A 20,590-nucleotide genomic window follows, 5' to 3' on the forward strand; every position below is an offset into this window, starting at 1 on the left:
GGCGATTGGAACTCACCGGCGGTGGATTTCGCCCGAACCACTGACGCTTTGGCGCAACTGCGGCCGGCCGGCATAGCTGAGGTCGCCGGAACCGCTGAGCTGCACGTCCAACTGCTCGGTCACGCCCAGCGCCACGTCCCCCGAACCGTTGATGGCCACCTTGGCCGTGCGGCCGGCCAGCGCGCGGGCGTCCACGTCGCCCGAGCCGCTGATGCTCCAGCTCTGCTGCTCGGCGCGGCCGGCCAGGCGCACATCGCCCGATCCGCTGATGCCCACGCTCAAGTCCTTGAGCTCGACCAGCCCGAAATGCACGTCGCCCGAGCCGACGACGTTCAGGCTGAGGCCATCCGCCTTGAATCGCTCGACGGCCAGGTCCCCCGAGCCGTTCACCGTGATGGCCTGCAACGCGCGGGCGTCCAGTCGCACGACCGGCGCCGAGCGCGTCGTGAAGCCCGCGTCCCGCCTCATGCGCACGACGAGGCTGTCGCCCTCGACGGCGGTCTCGACCAGCGGCTCGATGTTGTCATCGGCGATGACGGTGGCCTGGTCGCTGCCAGCCTGCATGAGCTTGACGTCGAACGGCCCCTCGATGCGCAACTTGCTGAAGGCGCCGAGCGGGCGCACCTTCTCGACCTTGATGCCCGAGCCTTTGACGCGGTTGTGGCTGCTGCCGTACTGGATCGGGCCGGTGAAGCTGGCGGACCAGCCGTCCGACTCCTTCTTGATGCGAAGTTTCCAATCGTCATCACCGGCGACGGCGGCGCTGGCGGCGAAGGCAGCCATTAGGGACAGCAGGGCAAGGCGTTTCATCTGGGAACTCCCGTTTCAGCGGTGCGGCGCTAGTGTGGCCAGTCGCGCGGCGTGGGGCCCGCGACGCGCGATGGACTGCATTTCCGCGGTCATGGGCCGTAGGATCGGGCGACCAGCCAGGAGACCAGCATGAAATGGGAAGGCCAGCGCGAGAGCGACAACGTCGAAGATGCCCGCGGTCGTAGCGGCCGGGGGCTGGGCGGGCTGCCGATCGGCGGGCGCGGGCTGGGGGTGGGTGGCCTGGTCGTGGCGCTGCTGGCTTCATGGGCGCTGGGCATCAACCCCTTGACGGTGCTGGGCCTGCTGGAGGGCGGCGGCGGCGCGCCTGTCCAGGAAACGGCGCCCGAGCCGTCGCACCCGACCGACCCGGCCGCGCGGTTCGTCAGCGTCGTGCTTGCCGACACTGAAGACGTCTGGGGGGCCTACTTCCAGCGCAGCGGGCAGCAGTACGCCGCGCCGCGCCTGGTGATTTTCCGCGGCCAGTACCCCACCGCCTGCGGCACCGGCGAGGCCGCCATGGGCCCGTTCTACTGCCCGGCCGACCAGAAGGTCTACATCGACCTGGCCTTCTACGACACGCTGCGCCAGCGCCTCGGCGCGCCGGGCGACTTCGCCCAGGCGTACGTCATCGCGCACGAGGTGGGTCACCACCTGCAGAACCTGATGGGCACGACCGCGAAGCTCGACAGCTCGCGCGGGCGCGTCTCCGAGCGTGAAATGAACGCGATGAGCGTCCGGCTGGAGTTGCAGGCCGACTGCTATGCCGGCGCCTGGACCCACCTGTCGCAGCGCGGCAAAGGCTGGCTCGAACAGGGCGACGTCGACGAGGCGCTGAACGCCGCCTCCCAGATCGGCGACGACACGCTGCAAAAGCGCGGCCGCGGCGCCGTCGTGCCGGAAAGCTTCACCCACGGCAGCAGCGCCCAGCGCGTGCGCTGGTTCAAACGCGGCCTGGAGGCCGGCGACCTGAAGGCGTGTGACACTTTTTCGTCCACTGCCCTCTAACCCCATAGCGGCGGCCCACCCAATCGAGGGGGCGCCAGATGACCCCGCGGCGGCTTTGTGTGAAACACTGCCGTTCAATCCGCCGGGCCCTCACTTAGCATCGGCCCACTCCAAAACAGAGCAAAAAACGGATCCGCGAGGCCATTGTCATGAGCGAACATCACTCCCACGACCCGCAGCAGTTGCCCGAAGCGCAGCCTGCGGCTGTGGCCGCTCGTGGCGTATCTCCCACGCGCCGCACACTGCTGCGTGCCGGTGCCTTGGGTGCCCCGGCGCTGATCGCGTTGAAGCCGGCCCCCGTGATCGGCTGCACCTGCAAGCTGCCCTCGGGCTTCACGGTGTCGGGCAACGCCAGCCGCGGCCCGAAGAATTGCGCCGACCCGGCCTACAAGCCGCTGACCTGGAAGTCGAGCGTCACGAAGGTGATGGTCGGCGTCAACAAATATGAGTACCGCTACACCCGCGGCTCGGTGCTGACGATTCACAAGGGAACGAAGGTTTCGTCGCTGGGTTTCACCACGACGGGCTACGGTGATGCCAACACGACGGTTGACACCTGGCTCAGCAGCGACCTCTCGGACACCGGCTTGATCATGGCGTGCTACCTGGACGCCTGCCTGGCAGGCAACGACAGCACGTTCCCGCGCAAGGAAAAGATCCTCGCTATGTGGAACCAGGGCGTCATTGGCGGCAGCTACCTGCCGGCCAACCAGACGACCGCCTGGACCAAGGCCAAGGTCATCGCCTACCTGAAGTTCCTGACCGCCCAAGTGGTCTGAGCCCATGCTTCTGAGCGCTGCTCAGAGCTGGGTAGCCACGCCCGCCGCCGCCAGGCTCCTGGCCCGGGAGTTCGAGGACGGCACCGTCTGCTTCGACCCGCAGACCAGCGAAACCCTGCTGTTGTCGCACCTCTCCAGCTTTCTGCTGGAGCTCTGGGCGCAGCACCCCGGCCGGCCCATGGTGCACGACGAACTGCTGGCCGAGGTGCTGGCTGTGGACGACTCGACAGCAGACAAGGACGTTGCCGCCGAGCTGGTGGCGCAGGCGTTGAACGAGCTGCAGCGCGCCGGCCTGGTGACCCACGGCGGCGGCGCGTGATGCGCGTCAAGGAGCTGGGAGTCGACGGCTGCCGGGCCGCGCTGCGCGGCGGGTTGCGCATCGTCACAGGCCCCTTCAACTGCTCGCTGCGCACGGATGTCGATGGCGTGGCCGCCGAATTGGCGGCGCTGTACGGCGAGCATGAACTTGCGCCGGCCGGCGACATGATCGACTTCCACGTCGAGGTCGCCTCGACGCCGGGGCTGCGGCGCTGGCTGCGCCCGCAGGTGCAGTTCCTGGCCGACGGCGTCACCCCCTTCACACCCCTGCCACGCGCGCAGGCCCTGCCGATGCTGGAGTGGGGATTGAACTGGTGCGTCACCGCCTACAGCCACCACCTGCTCGTGCTGCATGCGGCCTGCGTCGCGCGGGACGACCGCGCCGTCATCCTGCCGGCGCCGCCCGGCTCGGGCAAGAGCACGCTGTGCGCCGCCCTGGTCAACCGCGGCTGGCGCCTGCTCAGCGACGAGTTGACGCTGGTGGACTTCGACGCCGGCCTCGTGCGGGGGCTGGCGCGGCCGGTCAACCTGAAAAACGCATCCATTGATGTGATCCGCCGCTTCGCGCCCGAGGCCTACCTGACCGCACCGGTGCACGACACCAGCAAGGGCACCGTGGCCTTGATGGCACCGCCGGTGGCCAGCGTGCAGGACGGCAGTGCGCCGGCACGGCCCTGCTGGATGGTGCTGCCCCGCTATGAGGCCGGTGCCGCGGCGACACTGGCACCCATGCCGCGCGGCCAAGCCTTCCTGCAGATCGCCGACAACGCGATGAACTACAACATCCTCGGCCGCCAGGGCTTCGAGACGGTGGGCGCGCTGGCTGCGCGTTGCGCCCACTTCAGCTTCCGCTACGGCAACCTCGACGAAGCCATGCAGGTGTTCGACGACCTGGCCCGCGGCTCGGCATGACGCCGTCCCTGCTGACCCGCGTGATGCGGGACGCGGACGTGGCCCGCAACCTGCCGATGCCGCATTGGGACGTGCTGGTCCGCCAGGCCCGGCACGCCAATCTGCTGGGCCGGCTGCACCACCACCTGGCCGCGGCGCGCGTGGCCGTGCCCGAGCGCCCCGCGCGCCACCTGCTGTCGGCGGCGACCATGGCGGCACGCCAGCATCTGTCCGTGCGCTACGAGGTGCGGACCCTGCTGGAGGTGCTCGAGCCGCTGCAGGGCCCGCTGGTGCTGCTCAAGGGCGCGGCCTATGTGATGGCCGGCCTGCCGGCGGCGTCTGGCCGCGTGTTCGCCGACGTGGACATCCTCGTCGCCCGCGAGCGGCTCGACGAGGCCGAATCGCTGCTCACCGTGCAAGGCTGGAGCGGCGACAAGCTCGGCGCCTATGACCAGCGCTACTACCGCCGCTGGATGCACGAGCTGCCGCCGCTGCAACACCTGTTCCGCGGCACGGCGCTGGACGTGCACCACACCATCCTGCCGCCGACCAGCCGCAGCCATGTCGACGCGGCCGCCCTGCTGAAGGACAGCGTCGAGCTGCCCGGCTCCCCCGGCGTCTACGTGCTGGCGCCGGTCGACATGGTGCTGCACAGCGCCGCACACTTGTTCCACGAGGGCGAGCCCGACAACCTGTTGCGGGACCTCAGCGACCTCGATCTCCTGATGCGGCATTTCGGATCCCAGGCCGACTTCTGGCCGCGCCTGCTTGCCCGCGCCGAGGCGCACGGTCTGGCCGGCGCGCTGCGCCTCGCGCTGCGCTACTGCCAGCAAGAGCTGCAGACACCCGTCCCTCCGGAAGTGATGCAGCGCAGCGGCGCCGACCGCTCGGCCAGTTGGCGGGAACGCATGCTGGATTTCATGTACGCCCGCGCGCTTCGGCCCATGCATGCCACCGCATCAGACGCCTGGACGGCTTGGGCTTGCCGCGCCCTCTACGTTCGCTCACACTGGCTGCGCATGCCGTTGCCGCTGCTCGCCTACCATCTGCTGCACAAGGCGCTGCGGCCCGCCCATACCGAGGCCCTGGAAGACAACCGCCACTGACTCCCGATGGACCGTCCCAAGCCGTTTTCAATGATCCGCGAGTTCCACCTCGCCGATTGGTTCACGCTGGGCAATGCTTGCGCCGGCATGGGTGCGCTGTTCGCGGTGATGAGTTTCCTGCAGAGCGGCGACACGCACCACCTGCAGTACGCCTGCGCACTGATCCCGCTGGCCCTGGTCTTTGACGTGCTGGACGGCCGCATCGCGCGCTGGCGCCAGAAGAGTTCGGCGCTGGGCCGCGAGCTGGACTCGCTGGCGGACGTCATCTCCTTCGGCGTCGCGCCGGCCGCCATTGCCTACGGCTGCGGCATGCAGGGCCTGTACGACCGCATCGTGTTGGTGTTCTTCGTCGCTTGCGGCGTCAGCCGGCTGGCCCGCTACAACGTGACGGCCGAGAAGCTCAGCGCGGGTTCGGACAAGGTGGCCTATTTCGAGGGCACGCCGATCCCGACTTCGATGGTGCTGGTGGCCGTGTTGTGGGCGGCTGCGGCGCAGGGCGCCATCGGCGACGCGCTCTGGGGAGGCGTCTGGTGGATTGCCGGCTTCCGGCTGCATCCGCTGGCACTGCTGTTCGCGCTGTCCGGCTCGCTGATGGTGAGCCGGATCCGGATTCCCAAGCTTTAGGCGGTACGGCGGGACAGCCAGCTCAGCGGCGAGTCCTGCGACGAGCGGTCGGACTGCGATTCCAGAAAGTCGCCCGGCGACTGGTTGCGGTACTCGCTGACCATGCCGCCATCCAGGCAGGCGTCCAGGCCGAAGGCGGTGCCGAGGTCGGCGGGATCCGGTTCGCTGCGAACGGCAGCGTCACGGCGGAAAAAACGCAGCGCTGGAACGAATCGCATGGCAAATCCCCTAGCTGGTAGCCGACAACCGCATCAGCTCAGTGCGGCCAGTGTGCGGGATCCATATGACAAGAGCACCCCCACGTGTGAGTAAATATTGCCGGCGGGCGCATTACCACACATCCAGGGGGGAGCGCCGGCCCAATAGGCATCGGGGTTTGTGGTCGATTTGCATCATTCGTTGCGCGTTGCGTGAACGCAAATGAACAACAAAGCTCCCTAACTCAGCTGACTCAAACAGTGCAGATGCACTTAAGCTCCGCGCTCCCACCCTCCCCCCGGGCTTACCCGCATGAGTTCAGCAGTTTTGAAATGGATCGCCAACGGCGTGATCGGTCTCGTCGTGGTCGGCACCCTGTGGATGGCTCAGACGGTGCAGCCCGGTGCCGTGGACCCGAGCGCCGTGCTGGTGGCGCAGGCTGTCGCCGCGCCAGCGCAGCAGGGCGCTTCGGCACCGCTGCGCTGATCAGCCCAGCGCGCGCCTCGCACCCTCGGCCAGCGCCTGGCCGATCTGGTCCAGCAGGGCGCCACGCCCCTGCAGCTGCCACTGGTGCCAGTACAGCGCCACGTCGACGCCCAGTTCCGGCCTGAGCCGCACCAGCTGCCCCGCCTCGACAAAGGCCCGCACCTGGATCTCCGGCGCGACGCCCACGCCCCAGCCCATCACGGCTGCATTCACATAGGCCTCGCTGGACGGCACGAAGCGCTCGCGCAGCCGCGGCGATCGCACGCCGAAAGCCTTCGAGACCCACTGCACCTGGCTGTCGTCCTTGCGGTTGAAGACGAGGAAGGGCGTGTCCGCGAAGTTGCCCGCATGCAGGCCCCCGGGCAGTTGCTCGGACAAAAAGCCCGGGCTGGCCACCGCCACATAGCGCATGACGCCCAGCGGCTGCACGCGGCAGCCTTGCAGCGCCTCTGCCACCGTCGACACGCAGCCCAGCACTGCGCCCTGACGCAGGCTGTCGTGGGTGAAGTCCTGGTCGTCGACCACCAACTCCAGCCCGTAGCCCTCGCGCAGCCCCTGCTGGACGAGGCCGTCCAGCGCCGGCAGCACCCAGGTGGCCAGGCTGTCGGCGTTGACCGCGATGGCCAGGCGCGACTGCGGTGCAACGCGCTGGCCCAGTTCACGTGCCACATCGACCCGCAAGGCTTGCAGCTGGCGGGCGAAGCGCAGCAGCACCTTGCCGGCCTCGGTCAGGCGCAGCGGCCGGGAGCGGACCACCAGCGGCTGGCCGACCTGGATCTCCAGCGTGCGCAGCCGCTGCGACACCGCGCTCTGCGTGATGGACAGCCTTTGAGCCGCACGCTCGAAGCCCTGCTCGTCGGCCAGGGCGGCGAGGCAGTCCAGCGCGGCGGGATCGAAGTCGTTCATAAGCATCTCTAATGTAGAACGAAGAATATGAATCGCCCTTCTTGAAACGAGCCGCACTGCGGAGAATCCACCGATGCCCGCCACCAGCCTCGCTTCCAGCACCGCGCCTGCCGTGTTCCTGCAGGGCTGGGCGATGGGCGCCGGACTCATCCTGGCCATCGGCGCGCAGAACGCGCTGGTGCTGCGCCAGGGCCTCAAGCGCGAGCATGTCGGCGCGGTCGTCGCCGTGTGTACCTTGTCGGACTGGCTGCTGATCGCGCTGGGCGTCTTCGGCCTTGGCGCGCTCATCCAAGGCAGCCCGCTGCTGCTGGAGGTGTTCCGTTTCGGCGGCGCCGCCTTCCTGCTCGGCTATGCGCTGCTGGCCGCGAAACGCGCCTGGCGGCCGGCCGCCGGGCTGCAGGCCGCCGGTGCGACCGCCAGCCTCGGCGCGACCGTCTCGGCCGCCTTCGCCTTCACCTACCTGAACCCCCACGTCTACCTCGACACCGTCGTGCTGCTCGGCGGCCTGGGCGCGCGCCAGCCGCCCGAGCTGCGCGCGGCCTTTGCGGCCGGGGCGGGCGTGGCGTCGGCGATGTGGTTCAGCCTGCTGGGCTTCGGCGCGGCGGCCGCGGCACCGCGGCTGCAAAGCGCCCACACCTGGCGGGTCATCGATGCCCTGGTGGCTGCGCTGATGGCCGGCCTCGGTTTACAACTCCTGCTTCAACCGCTCTAAGAACAACAAGGCCCCTCATGAAGATCGTCGTTCTCGGCGCCGGCATCATCGGCATCGCCACCGCCTGGTACCTGCTGGACGAGGGCCATGAGGTCATCGTCGTCGACCGCCAGGCCGATGCGGCGCTGGAGACCAGCTTCGCGAACGGGGCGCAGATCTCGGTCAGCTTCTGCGAACCCTGGGCCAATGCCGGCGCGCCGTTCAAGGTGGCCAAGTGGCTGCTGCGCGACGACTCGCCGCTGCTGTTCCGCCCGCGGCTGGACCCGAACCAATGGCGCTGGGGCCTGGCCTTCCTGGCGCAGTGCACAACCTCCGCATTCGAGCGCAATGTGGAGGAGTTGGTGCAGCTGGGCCGCTACTCGCATGCGTCGCTGAAGGAGCTCGTCGCGCAGACCGGCATCGAGTACTGCCGGCTGGAGCGCGGCATCCTGCATTTCTTCTCCAGCCAGGCAGACTTCGACGCCGGCGCCTCCGGCGCCGAGATCATGCGCCGCCACGGCGTGGACCGCCGCGTGCTGAACCGCGAGGAGGTGCTCAAGGTCGAGCCGGCGCTGGCCAGCTTCGGCGCCCACGTTTTCGGCGGCACCTTCACGCCCAGCGACGAAAGCGGCGATGCCAAGGTCTTCACGCAGAAGCTGGCCGAACTCTGCGCCCGGCGCGGCGCGCAATTCCTGTACGAGCACGACATCCTGGCATTGCAGCGTGCCGGTGACGGCATCGAGGCCGTGCAGGTCGCCCACACGCGCACCGGCGAGCGCAAGGCGCTGAAGGCCGACGCCTTCGTCGCGGCGATGGGCTCCTACACGCCGGCGCTGGTGCGGCCGCTCGGCGAGCACCTCAACATCTACCCCGCCAAGGGCTACTCGGCCACGCTGCGCCTGAAAAAGCCCGAGGCCGCCAGCGTCGTCAGCCTGCTGGACGACAGCCGCAAGATCGCCATCTCGCGCCTGGGCGACCACATCCGCATCGCCGGCACGGCCGAGCTGTCGGGCTTCGACCTCAGCCTGGACACGCCCACCGCCCGGGTGCGCTGCGCGGCGCTGGTCAAGCGCTACGAGGAGCTCTTCCCCGGCGTGGCCGACACCAGTGAGCCGAACTACTGGACCGGCCTGCGCCCCAGCACGCCGACCAACATCCCCTACATCGGCCGCAGCAAGAAGGCGCGCAACCTGTGGCTGAACGCGGGCCACGGCACGCTGGGCTGGACGCATGGCGCCGGATCCGGTCGCGCCATGGCCGAACTGATCGCCGGCCGGAGGCCGGAGATGGCCTTCAGCTTCTACGGCGCCTGACTACAGCGCCTTCAGCAGCGCGTCGACTTCCTTCTGCTGCGCGAACTTGTTGCCGAGCCGGGCCAGGCTCTCCAGCTCCGCCTTGGCGGCCGCCTTGTCGCCGGACTGGATGAGGATCTGCGCGAGGTTGAACTTGTAGCCCGGCTGGTCGGGCTGGTCGTTGACGAGCTGGCGCTGCAGACTGATGGCCTTGCCGAAGTCCTTCTCGTTGGCCAGCACGGTGGCGTAGGTGTCGCGCAGCGCGGCGTCGTCGGGCTTGAGCTTGAGGCCGCGCTCGGCCAGCTCGCGCGCGCCGGGCCGGCCGGACTTGCTGCGCAGCCAGGCGACGTTGTTGATCAGCGGCACCGCATCGGGGTTGCGCTTGAGCAGCGCCTCGTAGCGGCTCAGCGCGCCTTCGGCATCGCCGCGCGCGAGCAGCACATCGGCCGTGGCGGCGGCGAAGCCGGCGTCCTGCGGATGCGAGGCCTGCCACTGCGCCTCGAAGGCCAGCGCCTCATCGCGCTTCCTGGCCGACAGCAGCAGCGCGAACAGCCGCGGCGCGGCGTCGCCCGGGTCGCGCAGCGTGGTGGCCTTGCGCAGCAGCGCGATGGCCGGCTCCAGCCGCTGCTTGCCCAGCTCGATATCGGCCTCCGCGACGAGCGCGTAGGCCTCCTGCGGGTACTTCTTCTGGCGCTCGCGCAGGGCGGCCTGGGCTTCGTCCACACGGCCCTGGCGCACGGCGAGCTGGATCAGCAGCCGCTGGGCCATGGCGGAGCCGGGCTCGGCCTCCAATGCCCGCTTGACCTCGCGCTCCGCACCGGCGTAGTCCTTGTCCATGAAGCGCAGCTGCGCCTGGCCCAGCCAGCCGTGCGCGCGTGCCGGCGCCAGCGCGGTCAGCCGTGCATAGGTCTTGCCGGCCTGGGCCTTGTCGCCGGCCGCCAGCTGGGTGCGCGCCAGCCGCTCCAGCAGGTCGGGGTTCAGCGGCAGCGCGGCCGAGGCCTCCTGCGCGGCCTGTGCGGCCTTGGCGGTCTCGCCGTGGCGCAGCAGGTGGTCGATCAGCGCCAGGCGCAGGCCGGCCTCGCCGGGCTCCTCGCGCACGCCGGTGCTCAGCACCTCGGTGATGCGTTCGGCCGGCGCCTTGGTCTGCAGCAGCAGCTCGGCCAGCGCCAGGCGGGCCTGCGGCACGTGCTTCTGGTTGGCGATGAAGCCGTCCAGGCGCTTGACGGCGGCGTCGCCGCGGCTGGCTTGCATGTCGATGGCCACCAGCCCCAGCACGGCCGGCAGGTAGCCGGCATCGGTCTTCAGCGCGGCCTCGAACGCGGCCTGCGCCGCGGCCGTGTCCTTGCGCACCAGCTGGATGCGGCCGCGCAGGCCGTCCGGCACCGGGCTGTCCTTCATCTTGGGTGCCAGCTTGTCCAACGCGGCCAGCGCGCCGGCAAGGTCCTGGCGGCGCATCAGCGCATTGACCAGCATCAGGTCGTAGTTGCTGCCGCTGTCCTTGGCGGCCAGCTCGCGCAGCTGCCCCAGCGCCGCATCGGCCTTGGCACGGCCACCGCCGCCGGGCGAGACGGTGTCGCGCGCAATGGCCGACAGCGCCAGCGCGGCCTGGGTCTTGCTGTCATCGGGGCGCAGCTTGGCGGCCGCGCCGAAGGCCTGGTCGGCGCCTTCGAAATTACCCAGCATCAGCTGCGCCTTGCCGGCCAGCAGCAGCGTCTCGGCGTCGGCCTTGCCGCTGTCCAGCAGCGGGCGCAGCGTCTCCAGCGTCTTGCCCGGCGCACGGCGCTGCAGTTGCAGGCTGGCGAACTGGCGGCGCAGCGACGGGTCCTCCGGCGCCAGCTTGAGGGCCTGGTTGAGCAGGTTCTCCGCGTCGGCCAGTTCGCCCAGCTGCTGGTGCGCGCCGGCGGCCAGGCGCAGCAGCGGCAGGTAGTTGGGCATGGCCTTGAGCAGCGGCAGCGCCAGCTCGCGGGCCTTGGCCGCGTCGTTCCTGGCCAGCGCGAGCTGGGCCTGCAGGAAGCGCCCCTGCGGCCGCTTGGCCACCGCCGGGGGCATCCCGTCGACGAGCTTGGCCGCCGCGTCCACCTGCTGGCGGCTGAATGCCAGGCGCACGAGCAGCGATCGGGCTTCATAGCTGTTCGGGTCCAGCGCCAGCACCTGCGCCAGCAGCGGCTCGGCGTCCTCCGACTTGCCGCGCGACAGCAGCAACTCGGCCTTCAGCTGCAGCGCCTTGGTGGACCGCGGCGCACGCAGCAGCAACTCGTCCAGCGCCGCGAGCGCCTCATCGGCGAAGCCGGCGGCGAGCTTGGTGCGCGCGCTGACGATGGCGGCTGGTTCGGACTCCGGTGCCAGCTGCAGCGCGCGGGTGGACGCGGCCTTGGCCTCCATCAGGTTGCCCTGTGCCAGGAAGGCCATGGCCAGGTGCTGCTGCAGCGTCGACATGGCCTGCGGGTCGGCCAGGCTCTGGTCCGCGAACTCGCTGATCAGCTTGCGCGACTGGCCGGAGTTCAGCAGCGTATGCGCCAGCAGCGGCGCCAGCTCGTCGCGCGGCGCGCCCAGTTCCCACGCGCGGCGCAGTTCGATCTCGGCACCGGCCAGGTCGCCGGCCTCCAGCAGCGCCTTGCCGAGCAGGTGACGGCCCTGGGGGTTGTCGGGATTCTTCTGCAGCAGGTTCTTCAGCTCGATGACCGCGCCGGCCGCATCCTTTTGCTCCATGCGCTTGTGTGCCGCGGCGAGCAGCTCCTGCTCCGAGCGTTGGCCGCAGGCGGCCAGAGCGGCGGTCAGGATGAGGGCGATGGCGCGCGTTTTCATGGGGTCTCCTTGTCGGCGCGGATTGTGTTCCTAGAATGCGCGCCCCTTCTCAGGGCTGGCCCGTGGGCCGGCCATAGGACACGAAACGCGCCATGAATGCCGCACCCCGCTTTTGCGCCATCGACTTCGGCACGTCCAACTCGGCGGTCGCCGTGCCTGATGCAGGCACGATGCGCCTGATCGAACTCGAACCCGGTCAGCGCACCATGCCGACCGCCGTCTTCTATTTCGCCGAAGGCCGGCACGACGCCGACGGCCCGCCGCGCGCCTTCGGCCGCGCCGCCGTCGCGGCCTATGTGGACGGCCACGACGGCCGGCTGATGCGCTCGATGAAGAGCATCCTCGGCTCGCCGCTGATCGCGCAGACCACCGACGTCGGCGGCGGCCGCGGTGCGAAGTACTCGGACATCGTCGCCGGCTACCTGAAGCGCCTGCGCCGCCTGGCCGGCGAGCCGCCGCGGGCCGTGCTGGGCCGGCCGGTGTTCTTCGTCGACGGCGAGCCCGAGCGCGATGCCGCCGCGCAGACGCAGCTGGAGGCCTGCGCCCGCGCCGTCGGCTTCGAGGAGGTGCATTTCCAATACGAGCCCATCGCCGCGGCGTTCGACTTCGAGCAGCGGGCCACGCGCGAGCAGATCGTGCTGGTGGCCGACATCGGCGGCGGCACGAGCGACTTCTCGCTGGTGCGCGTCGGCCCCGAGCGCATGCAGCGCCTGGCGCGCCGCGACGACATCCTGGCCAGCCACGGCGTGCACATCGCCGGCACCGACTTCGACCGCCACATCGAGCTGGCCGGCCTGCTGCCCGAATTCGGCTACCGGGCGCTCGGGCCCACCGGCCGCGAGGTGCCCAGCGGCATCTACTTCGACCTGGGCACCTGGCACCTCATCAACACCTGCTACGCGCCGCTGCGCGTGGCCGAGTGGCGCGGCATGAAGAGCTGGTTCAACGACGTGCGCCAGCATGCGCGGCTGATGACGGTGCTGGAGGAACGCCTGGGCCACGAACTGGCCGCGCGCGCCGAGGGCGCCAAGATCGCCGTCTCGGGCGGCGCCGACACGACGGTGGACCTCAGCCATGTCGAGCGCGGCCTGGTGCTGCCGCTGAGCGAACGGCTGGCGGTGGACGCGCTGCGCGCCGATCTCGACCGCATCATCGCCACCGCCCATGAGACCGTGGCCCTGGCGGGCCTGAAGGCCGACCAGGTCGATGCGCTCTACTTCACCGGCGGCTCGACCGGGCTGCGCCTGCTGGTGGACGGCATGGCCGCCGGCTTCCCGCAGGCGGCGCGCGTCACCGGCGACCGCTTTGCCTCGGTCGCGACCGGCCTGGGCCTGCACGCCCAGCGGCTTTTTGCTGCGGCTTGAGCGGGCGCGAAACGTCCGCCAGCATCAGCACCGCGCTGACCAGCCCCTCGACCGCCTGTTCCAGATCGGCCGGCGGCTCCAGCGCCTCGATCTCCTCCAGCAGCGTGTCGGCGTCTTCCAGGTCGTCCGGGTCCAGGTGCAGGTAGATCGCGGCCAGCGGCTCCAGCAGCGGCTCCTCGGGCAGCTTCATCAGCGCCGGATGGGCGTCCAGCGCGTGCGCAAAGCCGGCCACCCAGGGCAGCACGGTCTCGCTGGGGCTGGCGTCCTCGTCGAGCTCGAACACCCAGGGGTCGAACCACTGGCGGCCGACGATGGCGAGGTTGAGTTCCTTGTGGCGGCGGCGCAGCAGCGCGATCAGCTCGTCGTTGATGCGCGCCGGCATGGGCCGGCCGCCGGCCGCTGGGCCGCTCCCGAGGCCGGCAGCGCCCCCCTGGGGGGTTGGGGGCTCATGGTTCGTGTCGAAGATGGGCGGCAGCCAGCGCTCCAGCGGCACGGCCTCGGGCTGCAGCAGAACGCCGCACAGGTAGCCGTCCACCATGCTGACGTCCAGCGGCTCCAGCGGCGCCGGCAGCGCATCGAGCAGCGCCTGCAGGCGCTCCAGGTCGGCTTCGGACAGGGCTTCGGTGGCGCGGTGCAAGGGGGCGGTCATGACGGGATTATCGGCAGCCGCCAGTGAATATTGCCTGCACACGCCCCGGAGGCACGGCCTAAAGTGCCTCTTCCCAACGACGCCCCCACCCGGGGGCTTCCAGGCCCGGCAGCTTGCTGACCGGGTCTTTTTTTGTGTCGGGCGTCATCCCTTCACGGGCCTGCCGTTTGCGCCACGCCGCAAACCCCGCTTGCGCTTCGATACTGACGGCATGCCCGCCGACCTCGCGCTGCGCTTCGATCCCGCGGTCGTCGTGCTGTCCTACCTCACCGCCGTTTTCGCGTCCTATGTGGCGCTCGACCTGGCCCAGCGCGTGCGCACGCCCGACCGGGCGGTGGCGCGCAGCTGGTGGATCGCCGGCTCGCTGTCCATGGGCACGGGCATCTGGGCCATGCACTTCGTCGGCATGCTGGCGCTGAAGCTGCCGTTCGCCGCCGGCTACGACACCGGCATCACGCTGCTGAGCTGGCTGGCCGCCGTGGGCGCATCGGCGATCGCGCTGCGCGTGGCGGCCCAGGACCGGCTGACACCGACGCGCCTGGCCGTCGGCGCCGTCAGCATGGGCGCGGGCATCTGCGCCATGCACTACACCGGCATGGCCGCGCTGGTGTTGGCGCCGGGCGTTCGCTGGCGCTGGGACCTGGTGGCCGCCTCGGCCGCGGTGGCCGCCGGCGCGGCGGCGGCGGCGCTGTACATCTTCTTCTGGCTGCGCCGGCTGCCGCGCGCCTGGGCGCGCTGGGGCCAGCTCGCGGCCGCCCTCGTCATGGGCGCGGCCGTCGCGGGCATGCACTACACCGGCATGGCGGCCGCCGGCATCGACGCCGCGTCGGTCTGCCTGAGCGCCGATGCGCTGCGCGGCGACAACCTCGGCACCCTGGTCGCCGGCGCCACCTTCGCGCTGCTGCTGCTGACGCTGTTCACCTCGGCGCTGGACGCGCGCGGCGAGCGTCGCAGCAGCCGGCTGCAGCAGTCGTTGCACGCCGCCACGACGGAGCTGCATGAGATCGCGCTGCGCGACGCGCTGACCGGCCTGGCCAACCGTCAGCTGCTGAACGACCGCCTGCAGCACGCCGCCGCGCGCGGCCAGCGCGACGGCAGCCGCCTGGCGCTGCTGACGGTCAACCTGGACGGCTTCAAGCCCATCAACGACAGCTTCGGCCTGGCCGCCGGCGACGAGGTGCTGCGCGAGGCCGCCCGCCGCCTGCAAGGCCTGGCGCGCGGCCACGACACGCTGGCGCGGCTGGCCGCGGACGAGTTCGTGCTGCTGCTGGAGGGCGAGGCCGCCGATGCCACGCTGGCGCAGATCGCCCAGCGCCTGCTGGACGCGCTGGCCGAGCCCATGCACGGCGTGCCCGGTGCCGCCAACCAGCCGCTGCGCCTGTCGGCCTCGATCGGCATCGCGCTGTACGGCGGCGAGGGCCCCGGCGAGGTCTTGATCGCCCAGGCCGATTCCGCGGCGCAGTCGGTCAAGCGCGCCGGCGGCAACGGCTTCGCCTTCTTCGAGGCCCACATGCAGGCCGGCGTGCGCGAGCAGGTGGAGCTGGCCCACGACCTGCGCGCCGCCCTGGCTCGCGAGCCCGGCAGCGGGCGGCTGGCCCTGCACTACCAACCCAAGGTGGCCACCGCGGAGGGCGAGGTCGCCGGCGTCGAGGCGCTGCTGCGCTGGCAGCACCCGCGGCGCGGCGCGGTCGGCCCGGGCGTCTTCATCCCGGTGGCCGAGCGCTTCGGCCTCATCGTGCCGCTGGGCGACTGGGTCATCAAGGAGTCGTGCCGCCAGCTGGCCGCCTGGCGCGACGAAGGGCTGCAGATGCGCGTGGCCGTCAACCTGTCGGTGCAGCAGCTGCGCCAGCCCGACGCGCTGGTGCGGCGCTTCGAGGAGGCCATCGCCGCGCACGGCGTCGACGCCCGCCAGCTGACCTGCGAGATCACCGAATCCGTCGCGATGGACGACGCCGCGGCCACCGAGCGCGCGCTGCAGCGCCTGGCCACGCTGGGCCTGTCGCTGTCCATCGACGACTTCGGCACCGGCTACTCCAGCCTGGCCTACCTGCGCCGCCTGCCGGTGTCGCAGCTGAAGATCGACCGCAGCTTCATCCAGGACTTGGAGACCAGCGCCGACGCCCGCGCCATCGTCAAGGCCGTCATCGAGCTGGCCCATGCGCTGAGCCTGCAGGTGGTGGCCGAAGGCGTCGAGACCGAAGGGCAGGCCGAGGTGCTGCGCGGCAAGCGTTGCGACAAGCTGCAGGGCTTCCTGTTCGCGCGGCCCATGCCGGCCGAGGCGCTGACCCGCTGGGCCCGCGGCCATGACGCCGCCAACTCCCAGCTGCGCTTCAGCTCGTCCGTCTACGGTTGGCTTGAAACGGGCGCGGGCGTTTAGACCTTCATCCGCTCCGGCGCGACGTAATGGCGCCGGAACTCCTCGAAGTCCATCGTGTCCGCCGCTTCGATGCGGGCCTGCTCGGCCAGTGACTCGGCGGCCAGCTTCTCGAAGCGGCGCTGCAGTTCATCCGGGAAAGGCAGGGCCAGCAGCGCCGCGCGGGTCGCGTCGCTCTGGTGGCGGATGAAGCCGACGTGGCTGTTGTCGAAGTCCTGCGCCATGACGGCCAGCACGCGCGCCGACGGGCACAGCTCGGGATGCTTCAAACGCTCGGCCACGCGCTTGAGCGCCGCGCGGTAGGCGTTGCCGCCATGAGCTGCGTCCAGCGCCTCGGCGTGGGCCGCGCAGCCGGCCAGGATCTCGCCGGCCCAGTCCTGCAGGCTGCGCTCGCCGCCCTGCCAGTGCTCCAGCACCAGCCCCGGCTCGCGGCCGCGCGCGGCGACGCGGTGCTGGTTGCGCGCGTTCGCAGCGATCTCGTCCGGCGTGTCATCGGGGCTGTCGCTCTTCAGGCAGTGCAGCAGGAAGGCGTCCAGCACGCGGATGGCGTCGGCGCCGATGCCGACCGGCTCGAAGGGGTCCAGGTCCATCAGCCGCACCTCGATGTACTCGACGCCGCGCTCGCGCAGCGCATGCAGCGGGCGCTCGCCGGAGCGGATCACGCGCTTGGCGCGGATGGTGCTGTAGAACTCGTTCTCGATCTGCAGCAGGCTGGTGGACAGCTGGTTGTAGTCGCCGCCGGGCGTCTGCACGCCGATGGCCTCGTACGCCGGATAGGGCTGGCTCAGCGCGGCCTGCAGCGACGCGGCGTAGCTCTCCAGGCAGTTGTAGCTGACGGCGATGCTGGCCTGCGCGTCGCTCTGGTAGCCCAGGCGCCCCATGCGCAGCGAGGTGGCATGCGGCAGGTACAGGCTGTGCTCGGACAACCGCTCCAGGCCGTGCTCGCGGCCGTGCACGAAGCTGTCGCACAGCGCCGGGCTGGCACCGAACAGGTACAGCAGCAGCCAGCCTTCGCGGCGGAAATTGCGGATGGCGCCGAAGTAGCCCTCGGTCGACACGCCGGGCAGCGACCAGTTGTAGTGGATGCCCGAGATCGTCTGCATGCGCCGGCCGTAGCGCTGGCCCAGGCCCATGCGGTAGACGCTCTTGGCGCGGCCGACGTTGCTGGAGCCGTAGCGGCCGATGGGGATGGTCTCGTCGGTCGGCAGGCCGCAGGGCATGGAGCTGACCCACAGCCGCTCGTCGGCCAGCGCGCGATACACGGCCTGGTGGATCTCGGTCAGCTCGCCAAGGACGGCGTCCACGCCGGCATGCACGCCGGTGATCAGTTCCAGCTGCGACTCGCTGTAGTCGGTCGTGATGTGCGGGTGCGTCAGCGCGGAGCCGAGGGCGATGGGATGCGGCGTCAGCGCCAGCCCGCCACCGGGCAGGGCGCGCAGGCTTTCCTTCTCGATGCCCCGGCGGATGCCGAGCAATGTCTCTTTGTCGTCCATGGCGGTTGGGCAGCAGGGCGCGACACGGTAGCAGATGCCGGCTACAGCTGCCCAGGCGCGTCCATGTCGGCCAGGCTGGGCTTCAGGTCATGTTGGCCGGCCTGGATGCCGTCGTGGTGGCTGAGGTAGAGGGAAACGTCATGCCGCTCCAGCCAGCCAATGGCCTTAAGGCGGTCCAGCACGGGGCCCTTCACCTCCGAGAACTCCAGCCGCAGCCCCTCGGCCGCCAGCGCGGCATGCAGCTCCTGCAGCGCCACGAGGCCGGACACGTCGATGTGGTTGACCGGCGCCATCAGCATCAGCACGCGCCGCGGTACGCCGACCTTCTCGCGGTGCTCGCGCACAAGGGCCAGCGCCACGTCGGCCAGGCCGCGGGCGTTCGTGAACACCAGGCTCTCGTCGATGCGCAGCCCGACCACCTCGGCCTGGCATTCGACGGCATAGCGCTCGACGTTGCGGTAATGCTGGGTGCCGGGCACGCGGCCGATGCGCGCCATGTGCGGCCGCGCGGTGCGCTGGATGAGCAGCGCGATGGACCCGACGACGCCCAGCGCCAGCGCCGCGCCGACGCTCCACAGCAGCACGGTCGCCGTGACGGCCATCATCAGCAGGCCCTCGGCGCGCGCATAGCGCCAGGCCTCGCCGTAATGGCGCAGCGTGAAGCCGCCCAGCACGGCCACGACGATGGTCGCCGCCAGCACCGGCTTGGGCAGGTGGGCCAGCGGGACGGCCAGCAACAGCATCGCCAGCAGCATGAAGGCGGCGACGAAGACCAGCGTCCAGCGGCTTCGCGAACCGGCCTCGTGCAGCAGGATGCTGCGCGAGAAGCTGCCGGCCACCGGCATGCCGCCGCTCAGCGCGGCGACGACGTTGGCCGCCGCCAGGCCGCGCAGCTCGGCCGCGGGCAGCAGCTTCTCGCCGCGACGCTGGGCCAGGGATTCGGACACCGCCAGGCTGGACACGAAGGCCATCAGCGCGATCAACGCGGCCGGCGGCAGCAGCTGCAGCCACAGCGCCTTGTCCAGCGACGGCAGGCCCAACGGCAGGGCCAGCGACGGCAGCGCACCGACCTGGGCCACGCCGGCGGCCGTCGGCGTGAAGGCCGACAGCGCCATCGCCGCGACGAGCAGCCCCAGCGGCGCCAGCCGCGCCAACAGCCGCGGGCCGGCGCGGCGCGACAGCAGCAGCAAGGCCACCGCGGCGCCACCCCATGCAGCGCTCGCGATGACGAAGCCGCCGTGCCGCGCGGACAGCAGCAGGTCCGGCAGCGTGAACCCCACCGCCGCGCTGCCCAGCAGCACCGGCACCTGGCTGGCCGCGATCATCAGCGTCGCGCCGTTCTCGAAGCCGCGCAGCGCCGGCACCGACAGCAGGCTGGACAGCGCGTCCAGCCGCAGCAACGCGGCGGCCCCGAGCAGCAGCCCCACCTCGGCCGCGAGCACCAGCGCACCCGCTTCCGCCGGCACGCCCGCCGGCAGCCCGGCCAGGGCCTGCGCGATCATCAGCGCCAGCACCGCCACTGGCCCCAGGCCCAGCACCGGGCTGGAGCCCAAGGCGGCATAGGCCAGCAGCGGCAGCAGGCTGGCGTACAGGCCCACCTGCGGCGGCAGGCCCGCCAGCATCGCGTAGGCCAGGCTTTGCGGGATCAGCAACACGGCGACGACGGCGCCGGCAAGCAGGTCCGCGCGCCAGGTGGACGGCAGGCGCATCAGTCGACCTTGGCCCCCGAGACCTTCACGACCTTGGCCCACTTGGCCGTCTCGCTGGCGATCAGCGCCGCGAACTCCGCCGACGAGCCGCCACCGGCCACGGCGCCCTGCCCGGCCATGCGCTCGCGCAGCGCCGGCGTGTTCAGCGCCGCGGCGGCCTCGCGTTGCAGGCGGGCCACCTGCTCGGCCGGCTGGCCGGCGGGCGCCAGCAGCCCGAACCACGAGCTGGCCTCATAACCGGCCAGCTGTGCGCCGCCGGCCTCGGCGACGGTCGGCAGCTCGGGCACCGCCGGGCTGCGCTGGGCGCTGGTGACGGCCAGGGCCAGCAGCTTGCCCGACTTGATGTGCGGCAGCGCCGAGGGCAGGTTGTCGAACATCAGGTCGGTGTTGCCGGCGATCAGGTCCAGCAGCGCGGGGCCGGAGCCGCGGTAGGGAAAGTGCAGCATGAAGCTGCCCGTCATCGTCTTGAACAGCTCGCCGGCCAGATGGATGGAGGTGCCGTTGCCACTGGACGCCATGTTGAGCTTGCCGGGATGGGTGCGGGCGACGCGGATCAGGTCCGCCACGCTCTTGATGCCGTGGCGCTCGGCATTGGCGGGGTTGAGCACCAGCACGTTGGGCACCGCCGCGACCAGCGTGACGGGCGCGAAGTCCTTCAGCGGGTCGTAGGGCAGCTTGGGGTAGAGGGCCGCATTGATCGCATGCGTGCCCACGGTGCCCATCAGCAGCGTGTGGCCGTCGGTGGCCTTGGCAACCTCCGCAGCACCGATGTTGCCGCCCGCGCCAGGCTTGTTGTCGACGACGACCGCCTGGCCCAGGCGCTGCTGCAGCTCGGGCGCCATCGCGCGCGCCAGCAGGTCGGTCGTGCCGCCGGGCGTGAAGGGCACGACGAGACGGATGAGCTTGGCCGGCCAGGCGGGCTGGGCCATGGCAGGCAGCGACAAGGCGCCGGCCAAGCTGCAGATCTTGCGGCGGTTCAGCGTCATGGCGATCTCCTCTGGCTTTCGTATCCGGGCCGAGGGCCGCCTCAAGCCGGCCCGCCTGGCGATGTGCTCGCCCGCGTTCAGCAGGGCAAGATCGGGCGAGAGGC

Annotated in this window: 19 protein-coding genes; 11 read left to right on the top strand and 8 right to left on the bottom strand. The window is 70.9% G+C overall.

The window, feature by feature from the left end:
• Positions 1-12: 12 nt before the first annotated feature.
• Positions 13-810, bottom strand: a complete 798-nt coding sequence (locus tag ASD35_RS13645) for a head GIN domain-containing protein (protein ID WP_082580143.1) — start codon at positions 808-810, stop codon at positions 13-15.
• A 129-nt stretch (positions 811-939) separates the two neighbouring features.
• Between ASD35_RS13645 and ASD35_RS13650 the strand changes: the two genes are divergently transcribed.
• The 6 genes from ASD35_RS13650 to pssA all read left to right on the top strand — a co-directional run bounded on the left by ASD35_RS13650 (position 940) and on the right by pssA (position 5,533).
• A complete protein-coding gene (locus ASD35_RS13650) occupies positions 940-1,815 on the top strand; it encodes a neutral zinc metallopeptidase (protein ID WP_056875501.1) in 876 nt (291 codons plus the stop codon).
• A 149-nt stretch (positions 1,816-1,964) separates the two neighbouring features.
• The gene (locus ASD35_RS13655; protein WP_157275555.1) at positions 1,965-2,594 is read left to right on the top strand and encodes a hypothetical protein; all 630 of its coding nucleotides are present in this window, start codon (positions 1,965-1,967) and stop codon (positions 2,592-2,594) included.
• A 4-nt stretch (positions 2,595-2,598) separates the two neighbouring features.
• Positions 2,599-2,913, top strand: a complete 315-nt coding sequence (locus ASD35_RS13660; RefSeq protein WP_056875503.1) for a hypothetical protein — start codon at positions 2,599-2,601, stop codon at positions 2,911-2,913.
• Complete coding sequence (locus ASD35_RS13665) at positions 2,913-3,824, top strand: HprK-related kinase A (RefSeq protein WP_056875504.1); 912 nt, start codon at positions 2,913-2,915, stop codon at positions 3,822-3,824. Before ASD35_RS13660 ends, ASD35_RS13665 begins: the two co-directional genes overlap by 1 nt.
• Positions 3,821-4,909, top strand: a complete 1,089-nt coding sequence (locus ASD35_RS13670; RefSeq protein WP_056875505.1) for a nucleotidyltransferase family protein — start codon at positions 3,821-3,823, stop codon at positions 4,907-4,909. The genes ASD35_RS13665 and ASD35_RS13670 overlap by 4 nt, the downstream gene beginning before the upstream one ends.
• A 6-nt stretch (positions 4,910-4,915) precedes the next feature.
• Entirely contained in the window at positions 4,916-5,533 is a 618-nt protein-coding gene (gene pssA, locus ASD35_RS13675) for a CDP-diacylglycerol--serine O-phosphatidyltransferase (protein ID WP_056875506.1), read from the top strand.
• Here the strand turns inward: pssA and ASD35_RS13680 are convergent.
• Positions 5,530-5,751: a hypothetical protein gene (locus tag ASD35_RS13680; protein WP_056875507.1), complete on the bottom strand. Its 222-nt coding sequence runs from the start codon at positions 5,749-5,751 to the stop codon at positions 5,530-5,532. The two genes, pssA and ASD35_RS13680, sit on opposite strands and share 4 nt — an antisense overlap.
• Before the next feature lie 292 nt (positions 5,752-6,043).
• Here ASD35_RS13680 and ASD35_RS27240 point away from each other — a divergent pair, with 292 nt between their 5' ends.
• Positions 6,044-6,217, top strand: coding sequence for a hypothetical protein (locus ASD35_RS27240; RefSeq protein ID WP_157275556.1), 174 nt, complete (start codon positions 6,044-6,046; stop codon positions 6,215-6,217).
• Here the strand turns inward: ASD35_RS27240 and ASD35_RS13685 are convergent, their stop codons facing one another.
• On the bottom strand, positions 6,218-7,123 hold the full coding sequence (locus tag ASD35_RS13685; protein ID WP_056875508.1) for a LysR family transcriptional regulator ArgP: 906 nt from the start codon (positions 7,121-7,123) through the stop codon (positions 6,218-6,220). It lies immediately after the preceding gene.
• 73 nt (positions 7,124-7,196) lie between these two features.
• Here ASD35_RS13685 and ASD35_RS13690 point away from each other — a divergent pair, with 73 nt between their 5' ends.
• Positions 7,197-7,835, top strand: coding sequence for a LysE/ArgO family amino acid transporter (locus ASD35_RS13690; RefSeq protein ID WP_056875509.1), 639 nt, complete (start codon positions 7,197-7,199; stop codon positions 7,833-7,835).
• Between the two features lie 17 nt (positions 7,836-7,852).
• Positions 7,853-9,127 (top strand): D-amino acid dehydrogenase, encoded by a 1,275-nt coding sequence (locus ASD35_RS13695; protein ID WP_056875510.1) that lies wholly within the window; start codon positions 7,853-7,855, stop codon positions 9,125-9,127.
• On the opposite strand, the gene prsT is transcribed toward ASD35_RS13695, so the two are convergent.
• Positions 9,128-11,911, bottom strand: coding sequence for an XrtA/PEP-CTERM system TPR-repeat protein PrsT (prsT, locus tag ASD35_RS13700; protein WP_056875511.1), 2,784 nt, complete (start codon positions 11,909-11,911; stop codon positions 9,128-9,130).
• Between the two features lie 92 nt (positions 11,912-12,003).
• Here prsT and ASD35_RS13705 point away from each other — a divergent pair, with 92 nt between their 5' ends.
• Positions 12,004-13,275: an Hsp70 family protein gene (locus ASD35_RS13705; RefSeq protein ID WP_056875512.1), complete on the top strand. Its 1,272-nt coding sequence runs from the start codon at positions 12,004-12,006 to the stop codon at positions 13,273-13,275.
• Here ASD35_RS13705 and ASD35_RS13710 read toward each other — a convergent pair.
• A complete protein-coding gene (locus tag ASD35_RS13710) occupies positions 13,202-13,924 on the bottom strand; it encodes a YecA family protein (RefSeq protein WP_056875513.1) in 723 nt (240 codons plus the stop codon). The genes ASD35_RS13705 and ASD35_RS13710 overlap by 74 nt on opposite strands.
• Before the next feature lie 211 nt (positions 13,925-14,135).
• Here ASD35_RS13710 and ASD35_RS13715 point away from each other — a divergent pair, with 211 nt between their 5' ends.
• Positions 14,136-16,301 carry a bifunctional diguanylate cyclase/phosphodiesterase gene (locus ASD35_RS13715; protein WP_056875514.1) on the top strand — a complete coding sequence of 722 codons (2,166 nt, stop codon included), beginning with the start codon at positions 14,136-14,138 and terminating at the stop codon, positions 16,299-16,301.
• Here ASD35_RS13715 and gshA read toward each other — a convergent pair.
• From gshA to ASD35_RS13730, 3 genes are read right to left on the bottom strand one after another with little or no spacing between them, the layout of a single operon-like run.
• Positions 16,298-17,791, bottom strand: a complete 1,494-nt coding sequence (gene gshA / locus ASD35_RS13720) for a glutamate--cysteine ligase (RefSeq protein WP_056875515.1) — start codon at positions 17,789-17,791, stop codon at positions 16,298-16,300. The genes ASD35_RS13715 and gshA overlap by 4 nt on opposite strands.
• Positions 17,792-17,832: 41 nt before the next feature.
• A complete protein-coding gene (locus tag ASD35_RS13725) occupies positions 17,833-19,500 on the bottom strand; it encodes a SulP family inorganic anion transporter (RefSeq protein ID WP_056875516.1) in 1,668 nt (555 codons plus the stop codon).
• Positions 19,500-20,486 carry a tripartite tricarboxylate transporter substrate binding protein gene (locus ASD35_RS13730; protein WP_056875517.1) on the bottom strand — a complete coding sequence of 329 codons (987 nt, stop codon included), beginning with the start codon at positions 20,484-20,486 and terminating at the stop codon, positions 19,500-19,502. The genes ASD35_RS13725 and ASD35_RS13730 overlap by 1 nt, the downstream gene beginning before the upstream one ends.
• Positions 20,487-20,590 lie beyond the last annotated feature (104 nt).

The organism is Pelomonas sp. Root1444 (assembly GCF_001426885.1).
In the GTDB taxonomy this organism is placed as follows: Bacteria; Pseudomonadota; Gammaproteobacteria; order Burkholderiales; family Burkholderiaceae_C; genus Pelomonas.